Origin of the sequence: Haemophilus parahaemolyticus (assembly GCF_018373095.1) — a bacterium.
Classification (GTDB): Bacteria; Pseudomonadota; Gammaproteobacteria; order Enterobacterales; family Pasteurellaceae; genus Haemophilus_A; species Haemophilus_A parahaemolyticus_A.
In genome coordinates, this window is the sequence record NZ_JAHAHT010000059.1 from 1 (window position 1) to 10,840 (window position 10,840).

Genomic DNA, 10,840 nt, shown 5'->3' on the forward strand with positions numbered 1-10,840 from the left:
TTAGATGGCATCCTAGTTGAATATTACGGTGCTGCAACTCCACTTCGTAAATTAGCTAACGTTGTTGCAGATGATGCTCGTACTTTAGCGGTAAACGTATTCGACCGCTCTTTAATCTCTGCAGTAGTAAAAGCGATTTTAACCTCTGACTTAGGTTTAAACCCATCTTCAGCGGGCACAACAATCCGCGTTCCACTGCCTCCATTAACAGAAGAGCGTCGTCGCGATTTAATCAAAATCGTAAAAGGTGAAGGCGAGCAAGGCAAAATTGCGATCCGTAACGTGCGTCGTGATGCGAACGATCAAATTAAAGCATTGTTAAAAGATAAAGAAATCAGCGAAGATGAAGAGCGCAAAGCACAAGATGAAATTCAAAAAATTACAGATGGTTTCATCAAGAAAGTAGATGAAGTGTTGGGCGATAAAGAGAAAGAATTGTTGGATTTCTAATCAAATCTTAGGAAGGAAAAGTGGGTTTAACGCCCACTTTTTTATTTTAACTTTATTTTATTTTAACGATGGAAAAACAATACGCAGTCTTGGTGAGACGCGCTGCTATGTTTGCGATTGCGGTGGCGTGTTTTCTTATTTTATTAAAAGCCTTTGTTTGGTGGAAAACAGGTTCAATTACGATGTTGGCGGCGATGACCGACTCAGTGTTGGATTTATTTGCCTCACTGGTGAGTATGTTCGTGTTGAAATTTGCTTTGCAACCTGCCGATGAAAATCATGCTTTCGGGCATGGCAAGGCGGAATCGCTTGCGGCGATTGCACAAAGTGCGTTTATTAGCGGTTCTGCGATTTTCATTTTACTGCAAGGCTTCCACAAATTGACTAATCCGCAGTTGATTGAAGATTCGCAACTAGGGATTTTTGTCAGTATCGTCTCTATTATTGTGACCGCAGCGTTGGTTATTTATCAGAAAAAAGTGGTAAAGCTCACACAAAGCCCTGCCATTGAAGCGGATTCTCTGCATTACCAAACCGATTTGTTGATGAACGTAGCTATTCTGATTGCGATGGTGCTCAACTTATTTGGCTTGATTTATGCTGATGCGATTTTCGCCATTTTAATTGCCCTTTATATCGCTTTTAATGCCTTGAAAATGCTTTGGGAAGCGGTCAATATTCTGTTAGATATTGCATTGCTACCTGAAGAAATTGACCAAATTGTAATGATTGCAACCAAACATCCAAACATTATTGGTATACATGATATTCTGACTCGTCGCTCAGGTGCGGTACGTTTTATTCAGATGCATTTGGAATTGGCGGATCATCTTACTCTGTTAGAGGCGCACGATATTGCTGATAGCCTTGAGCAGAAAATTTTGGCAGCATTTCCGATGTCGGAAGTGATTATCCATCAAGAGCCGACTTCAATAGTGCAACAAGAAAGGGAAAAAGCCTAATGTATCAAGCTGTTGCTTATTTTAATTATGCAAATTTTGAAACTGATCCTGTTACTGTTATTTCTAAAATCATCAATCAGTGGCGTTACAATGGGCAAATTATTGGACGTGAATTTGGCGTAACTTATCATCAAGATCATTTCGAGGCGAGAGTGTCGATTCCTGAACAAGAAAGCCTATTGCCGAAATGGAACAATGAATGGGTGAATGAGGCGTTCCAACAAGCGGGCGAAATTGGCGTAGAATTTGCAGGTTTTGAAATCATCGGGCAGGATTATCAAGCAGATGAAACCAGCCGTGATGAACAGCCTGAATTTTTGATGCTCTATACCACGTATTTGGATAGCTGCTCTCCGATTAAATCGGGTAATAGCTTAAAACCTGCACCACTTTATCAACTTTTACAACAAAATCCACCGCTTGCAGAGGCGGTAATTAAATGGCAAGAGAGTTGGCAAGCGTGCGATCAGCTACAGATGAATGGCGGTGCATTAGAGCAACCGGCTCTTGCTGAAATTAGCGAATATCAGAGCAAACTGAGCCAACAAGGTACGGCACTTGCTTGTCAGATTGAACAAGAAGTGGGCGTGCCTGTCTACTATTATCTCTACCGTTTAGGCAATGATGAACAAGTCGAACATCATCGCACGTGCCCTTGTTGTGGTGGGGATTGGAAATTAACTAAGCCATTGCACGAGATATTCTATTTTCAATGTAAACCATGTCGTTTAATTTCCAATTTGAGTTGGGAGTTGTTGGAATAATAGAATTCCTAGAATAAGTTAATACAAGGAAAAATAATGTGGAAAAAAAGCTATCTTGCCCTTTGCTTGGCAACCCCCTTGGTTTGGGCAAATAATCCCAAACCTCATGCTTCAACTGAAACACAGAATATCTTGGCCATCAATATCGCAGATGGGGAAAGAGTTTGGAAGCAGAATCAACAATTTGAGCAACAAACACGGCTGATGCAACGCAATAATTTTCTGCAACTTGAAGGTCTACTCAAAGCTAGTGAACAGCAAAAGTATTTATCGCCGAATATTTTGGCATTGGTACACCAGCTGCAAACTACGTTAATCGGTTATTCTTTATATGAAGATTCGCAATGGGCGCTGGTAAGAGCGAAGATTAAAGCGAATATGTTGAGTGATGATGAGTTACAGCAGTTTATTACGCAACATCACAATATTGCGAAACGTAATCAGCTTGTGCAACGCCCGTTTGAAACGCTTTATCAACAACAAAAATGGGCGGAATTGTTGGCGTATGGTAAAACTGTGAGTGCAACTAGCGTATTAAATCAATGTCGCCTGTTTTCTGCTCAATTTCAATTATTGGCTGACCAGTTACAAGTCAATCCTGAAGCAGTTCAAGCGAACCAGACAGCTGACCCACGTTCTGAGGAGATGGATAAACTGCTCGCTAAATTTGAACAATTTTGGCAAGGCAATAACCCAGAGAATAACGATTTTTGGCAGACGCCAAGTAATGTTGAGCCGAATTACTGGAAAACAAATGGACAGTTACCATCAGAATGTGCAGGGATTGAGGCCTATTGGCGAGATCAAGGCTTGCGAACGGCTGAAAAAATCAGACAAAAAGCGGTCAATTTTTTCTATTTAGATGCAAAACAAGGTTTAGCTAATTTATTCGTGCAAACCAAAGATCCTGAATTACAGACGTGGCTAGTGGCAGTTCAAACGTTACAGAGTAATCCTAACAGCTTGCAAAATTTTGCTGAAACTCAACCGCTTACAGCTAAAAATAAACAACTTGTGTTAGCCTCTTTTCCTAAATGGTTAAAAACATTGAGTGAGCAGATGCCAAATCCAAACTTTGCACTTTATCAGCAATGGGCGGATAAATGGCAACTGTCAGCAGATGAAGTCCGTGATTGGAAAATCGGCTTTATCAGCCGTCTGTTTGATCACTCAGACCCAAGTTTTCAGCTGTGGAGAGATGAGCAGTTGCAAGATCTTAAAGCGGATAACCTCACCGAGCGTCGTTTGCGGATGGCGATTTTGCAACAAAGCGATCTTAAACCATGGTTGGTACTCCTTAGCAATGAAGGAAAAAATAAGGCAGAGTGGCGTTATTGGCAGGCAAAAACCTTGCCAAAAGAGGCTCAACGAAAGGCATTAGCAGTATTGAGCAAAGAGCGAGGTTTTTATTCAATGTTAGCTGCCAAGCAACTTGGGCAGACTTACCAAGTTGAGATGCCAACGGTTGCACCACTGACGGATTTGCAAAAATTGCAATGGAAACAACCGCTTGATCGAATAGCAGAACTACGTGAATTGAACCGTGTGGTGCAAGCTAAAACTGCTTGGATTGAGCTATTACAAGCGGTTAATTTTGAGGAAAAATTAGCGTTGAGCCAGTTTGCTTTAGCACAAAATTGGTATGACTTGGCGGTGGAAGGCACAATTCAAGCCAAGGCGTGGGATTATATTCCGCTCCGTTTGCCTAATGCTTATGCCGATTGGTTTGCGATGAATTTACAAGGAAAACCGATAACGCAAACTTTTGCAATGGCAATTTCTCGCCAAGAAAGTGCGTGGAATCCTCAAGCACATTCGCACGCCAATGCGATTGGTTTAATGCAGATGTTACCAAGCACAGCAAGCAATACGGCGAAAGTAAATGAGTTAGTTTATACGGGAGAACGTGATTTAACCGAACCTTTCCGTAATATTATGCTCGGCACTGCCCATTTGGTAGAATTGAATGAAAAATATCCACAAAACAGAATTCTAATTGCTTCTTCCTATAATGCTGGAGCGAATCGGGTAATTCGCTGGCTAGAACGTGCTGGCGGGAGACTTGCGATGGACGAGTTTATTGCTTCCATTCCGTTTTTTGAAACACGTGGTTATGTGCAAAATGTTTTAACTTATGATTACTACTATCAGTTATTGCAAGGAGTTGAGAAACCGATGATGTTTACTCCAGAAGAGTGGGGTAGAAAGTATTAGATAAGAGCCAGCGGTTGCTGGCTTTTATATTTTTAATCAGTTTGTATTAGGGGAAATTAGGGGCTTTGAATAAGGGTATAAATGGCAGATTTATATTATTTATTCATTTTTTACTTCATTTCTATCCTTTCTTATCTCAAAAATGCGACCTAGATCACACTTTTAAAAGTCCACTTCAAAAATCTATTTAAAATGGAGTTTTCTTTTCATATAATACGAGAAGTCAAAATTTTAGGCATTCCTTATTCCAAAATGGTTCTTATCTCAAGGAGTTTTATATGTCGAAATTATCTCATCAAGAAGTGCTTTCTCAAATTCAATATGGTCTTATTTCTTCTTGCCAACCTGTCGATGATGGTCCGATGGATAAACCTGAAATCGTTTCTGCAATGGCACAAGCTTCTGTTGTGGGAGGTGCATCTGGTTTGCGTATTGAAGGGGTTGATAATCTTAAAGCAACCCGCCCTTTTGTGAATATTCCAATTATCGGGATTGTAAAACGCGATTTGCCTGATAGCCCCGTGCGTATTACTCCATTCTTGCAAGATATTGAAGATTTAGCCAATGCAGGAGCGGATATTATTGCGGTAGATGGAACGAACCGTCCGCGTCCTGTTGATATTGCCAGTGCAGTGAAAAAAATTCATGAGATGGGCTGTTTAGCAATGGCAGACTGCTCAAATTTAGAAGAAGGCTTATATTGTAAAGAACTTGGTTTTGATATTATCGGCAGTACGATGTCAGGTTACACAGGTGGTAAAGTACCTGAAGAGCCAGATTATCAACTAGTGCGTGATTTGAAATCTGCAGGTTGTTTTGTGATGGCAGAAGGTCGTTACAACACGCCAGAGCTTGCGAAAGTGGCGATTGAAATTGGTGCAGATTGTGTGACCGTGGGTTCTGCATTAACTCGTTTGGAACATATTGTAAGTTGGTTTGCAACAGCGATTAAATCAGCAAGAAAATAAAGGACAAAATTATGCGTTGTTTGGCACTAGACATTGGCGGGACGAAAATTGCCGCGGCGATTGTAAAAAATGGCGAAATTGAGCAACGTCAGCAAATTCATACGCCTCGTGAAAATGTGGTGGAAGGAATGCACCAAGCGTTAGCGAAACTGCTTGCCGATTATGCAGGGCAGTTCGATTATGTGGCAGTTGCTTCAACGGGCATTATCAATAATGGCGTATTAACCGCATTAAATCCGAAAAACTTGGGCGGTTTGGCGGAGTTTCCGCTTAAAGCAAGTATTGCAAAACATACAGATAAGCCAATTGGCTTGTTAAATGATGCTCAGGCTGCAACTTACGCAGAATATCAATTGCAGAATCCTGAACAAGTGTCAAACTTCGCATTTATTACCGTTTCAACAGGTGTCGGCGGAGGCATTGTGTTAAGCCAAGCCTTGCAGACAGGCTCTCACGGTATTGCGGGTCATATTGGGCATATGTTAGCTGATCCGAATGGTTCTGTGTGTGGCTGTGGCAGACGAGGTTGCGTTGAAGCGATTGCCTCAGGGCGTGCGATTGAAGCAGTTTCTTCAAAATGGGAAAATCCTTGCGATCCTAAAGAAGTGTTTGAACGCTTTAGAAAACAAGATCCGCAAGCGGTTGAATTAGTCGAGCGTTCTGCAAAAACGATTGCAAATTTGGTGGCGGATTTAGTTATCGGGTTAGATATTCAAAAAATCGTGATTGGCGGTAGTGTCGGTTTGGCAGAGGGGTATTTGCCTTTGATCGAAAAATGCTTGCAAGAGATCCCAGCAGTCTATCGCTGTGAATTAGAGGCAGCCAAATTTGGGCAAGATGCGGGTTTAGTGGGTGCTGCATATTGGGTGAAAGACGTGTTACTTTTGAAAGAGTCTTTTTCGCACAATTAACGGGGGAGAGAAAACGATGACAAAAACATCTAGTGTATTGAGCATCATTAGTTCGCTCTATCATAGTTTGACGAAATCAGAGAAAAAAATTGCAGATACGATTTTACTTTCACCTGATTTGGTGGTGCAAAGTCCGCTTTCTGAAATTGCAAAACATTTGGATGTTGGAGAGGCGACGTTAGTGCGTTTTTGTCGAACTGTTGGATTTAAAGGATTTAGCGATTTTAAATTGGAGTTATCCATCGAGTTGGCGACAAAAGAGAGCCAAGATGAGATGATGTTAGATACGGAAATTCTAGCATCAGATGACACTTTTACCATTGCCCAAAAATTACAAGCCTCAATAACGAGCGTGGTAAATGAAACCATTAATCTGTTAGATTTAAAACAGCTAGATAGAGTGGTGGGAGATATCAAAAAAGCGGGTCGTGTGTTTATTTTTGGGGCAGGATCTTCAGGCGTTACCGCAGAAGATGCCAAAAATAAATTGATGCGAATTGGTATTCCTGTGGATGCAACAGGCAATAACCACTTTATGTATATGCAAGCTGCGTTGTTGAAAGAGAATGATGTGGCGATCGGCATTAGCCATTCAGGTTATTCCCAAGAAACCGCACATGCATTAAAAATCGCTCAACAAAACGGGGCAAAAACCGTGGCGATTACGCACAGTTTGCGTTCACCTGTGACCGAATATGCCGACAATGTGTTAGTCAATGGTAACAAACAAGGCAAATTACAAGGCGACTCGATTAGAACTAAAATCGCCCAACTCTTTGTATTAGATTTAATTTACGCTTTATTGGTGCAGAGTGAAGAAGAACAGGCTGCTAAAATTAAGCAAAAAACCCTCAATGTCATTCTTGAACAACGTGTAAAGTAAAAATTTAGGAGAACATTATGCGTGATTTAAAAGGTATTTTCAGTGCATTATTAGTGTCATTCAACGAAGATGGCACAATTAATGAAAAAGGTTTACGCCAAATTATTCGCCACAACATCGACAAAATGAAAGTGGACGGCTTATATGTGGGCGGTTCAACGGGCGAAAACTTTATGCTTTCAACCGAAGAGAAAAAAGAAATTTTCCGCATTGCGAAAGATGAAGCGAAAGATGATATTGCGTTAATCGCTCAAGTCGGTAGCGTAAACTTAAAAGAAGCGGTGGAATTAGGGAAATATGCCACAGAATTAGGCTACGATAGCTTATCAGCGGTAACACCGTTCTACTACAAATTTAGCTTCCCTGAAATCAAACACTACTACGACACCATCATCGCTGAAACGGGTAACAATATGATCGTGTACTCTATTCCGTTCTTAACAGGCGTGAATATGGGTATCGAACAATTCGGCGAACTTTACAAAAACCCGAAAGTATTAGGTGTGAAATTTACTGCGGGCGATTTCTATTTATTAGAACGCTTGAAAAAAGCGTATCCAAACCACTTAATTTGGGCAGGTTTTGATGAAATGATGTTACCAGCAGCATCTCTTGGTGTGGATGGTGCGATTGGTTCAACTTTCAACGTAAACGGTGTACGTGCTCGTCAAATCTTTGAATTAACCAAAGCGGGTAAACTCAAAGAAGCCTTAGAAATCCAACACGTAACCAATGATTTAATCGAAGGTATTTTAGCGAATGGTTTATATTTAACCATCAAAGAATTGCTTAAATTAGAAGGGGTGGAAGCAGGTTATTGCCGTGAGCCAATGACTGCAAAAGCAACAGAAGAACAAGTTGCAAAAGCAAAAGAATTGAAAGCGAAATTTTTGTCATAAAGATAGAAAATTACTGCACTTATCATGATCCTTTGCCGTAGGGTGGAATTTAGCCCACCATATATCAACAAGATTGGTGGGCTAAAGCCCATCCTACGAATAGGAACATTGATTTGCGGCTAATAATAAAGGAAGGCTAATATGCGTTTTATTCCGTTACAAACAGAACAACAAGTAAGCCGATGGGCAGCACAACATATCGTAAATCGTATCCATGATTTCAAACCGACTGCCGAACGACCTTTCGTATTGGGTTTACCCACTGGTGGTACTCCATTAAAAACTTACCAAGAACTTATCCGACTTCATCAAGCAGGCAAAGTGAGCTTCAAGCACGTTGTTACTTTCAATATGGACGAATATGTTGGTTTGCCTGTGGAACACCCAGAAAGCTATCACAGCTTTATGTATAACAACTTCTTCAATCACATTGATATTCTGCCTGAAAATATCAATATCTTAAACGGCAATACCGATGACCATAACGCAGAATGCCGTCGCTATGAGGAAAAAATTAAATCTTACGGCAAAATTCATCTTTTTATGGGCGGGGTTGGCGTGGATGGACACATCGCATTCAACGAGCCTGCCTCATCATTAAGCTCCCGTACCCGTATTAAAACCTTAACGCAAGATACTTTAATCGCGAACTCTCGTTTCTTTGATAATGATGTGAATAAAGTGCCAAAATATGCACTTACGATTGGCGTGGGTACATTATTAGACGCAGAAGAAGTGATGATTTTAGCGACAGGTCATCAAAAAGCCCTTGCCGTGCAAGCTGCAGTAGAGGGTAGTGTAAACCATTTATGGACCGTGAGTGCGTTGCAAATGCACCGTCATTTCTTGCTAGTCTGTGATGAGCCAGCACAACAAGAGCTAAAAGTGAAAACCGTGAAATACTTTACCGAATTAGAAGGTGCAGTAGCAGGTACGGATTATCAGGATAAATAGAGATCTATTCTTCATCTTTATGTAGGGTCGAATTACATTTGCCCTATAATCACAAACAATCATAAGGCAAATCGCCCTTACGTTTAAGAGCAATATAGTTGCTACGTTAAACTGATGTTGATATTAGGAACAGAATATGAGATACGCATTAACTAACAGTGTAATCTACACTAAATACGAAATTCTACGAGATTATGCGGTAGTAATTGATGGTGAAACTATTGAAGCAGTGATCCCGCAAACTGAATTAGAAGAGGACATTAAAACCATTGATTTACAAGGCAATAATTTAACCGCAGGCTTTATTGATTTACAATTAAACGGCTGCGGTGGGGTGATGTTTAACGATCAAACCACCGTTGAAACACTCGAAATTATGCAGGCGACCAACTTGAAATCGGGCTGTACCAGCTTCCTCCCAACCTTTATTACTGCCCCTGATGAAAACATCAAAATGGCAGTAGGCGTAATGCGTGAATATCTTAATCGCCATAAAAATCAAGCTCTTGGTTTACATATTGAAGGGCCTTATCTTAGCATTGAAAAAAAAGGCGTGCATCGCCCTGAGTATATCCGCGAAATTTCCCCTGAAATGAAAGAATTTTTCTGCAAAAATGCAGATGTAATCACCAAAATAACCATTGCAGCTGAAAACCCAACCATCAATTACACGCCTGATTTTGTGAAAGCGGGGATTATCGTTTCTGTAGGGCATTCGAATGCAACCTATGAAGTAGCAAAAGCGGCATTCCATAAAGGGGCAAGTTTTGCAACCCACTTACACAACGCAATGTCGCCAATCAGCTCTGGGCGTGCGATGGGCGTAGTGGGTGCAGTGCTAGACAGTGATGTTTACACAGGCATTATTGTTGATGGTATTCACGTAAATTACGGCAATGTTCGCATCGACAAAAAAGTCAAAGGCGATAAACTTTGCATTGTAACCGACTCTCTTGCCGCAGCAGGTGCACCCCCAGAATTAGAAAGTTTTACCTTCGTGGGTAAAACTATTTACATCAAAGAAGGGCGTTGTTTCGATGCGAATGGTACAATTGCAGGGGCTTCCATTACAATGATGGAATCTATCAAAAATGCGGTAGAATATGTTGAAATTCCACTTGCGGAAGCGATCCGAATGAGTAACCTTTACCCAGCCCGTGCGATTGGCGTGGATGATCGTTTAGGCTCTGTTGAAAAAGGCAAAGTTGCGAACTTGGCGGTATTTAGCCCAGATTACAACGTTATTGGCACCGTGGTAAATGGTAAGTGGAAGGCGAACTAAAAGTGTAAACTCACAAGCGGGCAATTTTGACGAACGATTTACAAAATAAAGAGGATTTACTATGTTATACGGCGATTTATCTCGATCAGATTACGCAAAATCACTTCCAGCAGTATTTGTAAAATGCTGTGAAAAATTAAAAACCTTAGATTTAGCGAATTTAGAAGAGGGATCTCAAGATCTGATCGATGGCATTAAAATGAATGTAATGTCATTTGACACCGTGCTGCCAGAAACCAAAAAAGCAGAAATGCACCGCAAATTTATTGACATCCAACTTGTGATTTCAGGCGAAGAGATGATTGAATATTGCGTTGCTCAACCTGATTTGGCTCAATATGATGAATATCGTGATAAAGATGATTACCAACTCACTTTAACCGAAATGTTAGAAGGTAAAAATGAAGTGGTATTAAAACCTAATATGTTTGCAATCTTCTTACCTTATGAACCGCATAAACCAGGTAATGCTGTTAATGGAAAGTGCCAAACCGTAAAAAAATTAGTGGTGAAAGTGCCGTTTGAAGCATTATAGTTTCGTGTATGAAAGATA

Annotated in this window: 11 protein-coding genes; all 11 read left to right on the forward strand. The window is 40.7% G+C overall.

Annotated features, from left to right (window positions below; all coding sequences use genetic code 11):
• A partial coding sequence (gene frr / locus KH943_RS06645) for a ribosome recycling factor (RefSeq protein WP_304109249.1) occupies positions 1-450 on the forward strand: 450 nt, incomplete at its 5' end.
• A gap of 68 nt (positions 451-518) precedes the next feature.
• Positions 519-1,412, forward strand: coding sequence for a cation diffusion facilitator family transporter (locus KH943_RS06650; protein WP_304109252.1), 894 nt, complete (start codon positions 519-521; stop codon positions 1,410-1,412).
• A complete protein-coding gene (locus tag KH943_RS06655) occupies positions 1,412-2,176 on the forward strand; it encodes a Zn-ribbon-containing protein (protein WP_304109254.1) in 765 nt (254 codons plus the stop codon). Before KH943_RS06650 ends, KH943_RS06655 begins: the two co-directional genes overlap by 1 nt.
• A 36-nt stretch (positions 2,177-2,212) precedes the next feature.
• Positions 2,213-4,390 (forward strand): transglycosylase SLT domain-containing protein, encoded by a 2,178-nt coding sequence (locus KH943_RS06660; protein ID WP_304109256.1) that lies wholly within the window; start codon positions 2,213-2,215, stop codon positions 4,388-4,390.
• A gap of 278 nt (positions 4,391-4,668) precedes the next feature.
• A complete protein-coding gene (locus tag KH943_RS06665) occupies positions 4,669-5,358 on the forward strand; it encodes a putative N-acetylmannosamine-6-phosphate 2-epimerase (protein ID WP_226395957.1) in 690 nt (229 codons plus the stop codon).
• A gap of 11 nt (positions 5,359-5,369) precedes the next feature.
• Positions 5,370-6,269 carry an N-acetylmannosamine kinase gene (locus KH943_RS06670; protein WP_304109261.1) on the forward strand — a complete coding sequence of 300 codons (900 nt, stop codon included), beginning with the start codon at positions 5,370-5,372 and terminating at the stop codon, positions 6,267-6,269.
• Positions 6,270-6,285: 16 nt separating this feature from the next.
• Positions 6,286-7,152 carry a MurR/RpiR family transcriptional regulator gene (locus KH943_RS06675; protein WP_304109265.1) on the forward strand — a complete coding sequence of 289 codons (867 nt, stop codon included), beginning with the start codon at positions 6,286-6,288 and terminating at the stop codon, positions 7,150-7,152.
• A gap of 17 nt (positions 7,153-7,169) precedes the next feature.
• Positions 7,170-8,051 (forward strand): N-acetylneuraminate lyase, encoded by an 882-nt coding sequence (nanA, locus tag KH943_RS06680; protein ID WP_304109268.1) that lies wholly within the window; start codon positions 7,170-7,172, stop codon positions 8,049-8,051.
• A 141-nt stretch (positions 8,052-8,192) separates the two neighbouring features.
• Complete coding sequence (gene nagB / locus KH943_RS06685) at positions 8,193-9,005, forward strand: glucosamine-6-phosphate deaminase (protein ID WP_304109271.1); 813 nt, start codon at positions 8,193-8,195, stop codon at positions 9,003-9,005.
• 136 nt (positions 9,006-9,141) lie between these two features.
• The gene (gene nagA, locus KH943_RS06690; RefSeq protein WP_304109274.1) at positions 9,142-10,287 is read left to right on the forward strand and encodes an N-acetylglucosamine-6-phosphate deacetylase; all 1,146 of its coding nucleotides are present in this window, start codon (positions 9,142-9,144) and stop codon (positions 10,285-10,287) included.
• Between the two features lie 61 nt (positions 10,288-10,348).
• Positions 10,349-10,822 carry an N-acetylneuraminate anomerase gene (nanQ, locus tag KH943_RS06695; RefSeq protein ID WP_304109277.1) on the forward strand — a complete coding sequence of 158 codons (474 nt, stop codon included), beginning with the start codon at positions 10,349-10,351 and terminating at the stop codon, positions 10,820-10,822.
• Positions 10,823-10,840: the final 18 nt, after the last annotated feature.

Coding starts and splice junctions, on each gene's coding strand:
- KH943_RS06650 (WP_304109252.1), top strand. CDS start 519: ATGGAAAAACAATACGCAGTCTTGGTGAGACGCGCTGCTATGTTTGCG.
- KH943_RS06655 (WP_304109254.1), top strand. CDS start 1,412: ATGTATCAAGCTGTTGCTTATTTTAATTATGCAAATTTTGAAACTGAT.
- KH943_RS06660 (WP_304109256.1), top strand. CDS start 2,213: ATGTGGAAAAAAAGCTATCTTGCCCTTTGCTTGGCAACCCCCTTGGTT.
- KH943_RS06665 (WP_226395957.1), top strand. CDS start 4,669: ATGTCGAAATTATCTCATCAAGAAGTGCTTTCTCAAATTCAATATGGT.
- KH943_RS06670 (WP_304109261.1), top strand. CDS start 5,370: ATGCGTTGTTTGGCACTAGACATTGGCGGGACGAAAATTGCCGCGGCG.
- KH943_RS06675 (WP_304109265.1), top strand. CDS start 6,286: ATGACAAAAACATCTAGTGTATTGAGCATCATTAGTTCGCTCTATCAT.
- nanA (WP_304109268.1), top strand. CDS start 7,170: ATGCGTGATTTAAAAGGTATTTTCAGTGCATTATTAGTGTCATTCAAC.
- nagB (WP_304109271.1), top strand. CDS start 8,193: ATGCGTTTTATTCCGTTACAAACAGAACAACAAGTAAGCCGATGGGCA.
- nagA (WP_304109274.1), top strand. CDS start 9,142: ATGAGATACGCATTAACTAACAGTGTAATCTACACTAAATACGAAATT.
- nanQ (WP_304109277.1), top strand. CDS start 10,349: ATGTTATACGGCGATTTATCTCGATCAGATTACGCAAAATCACTTCCA.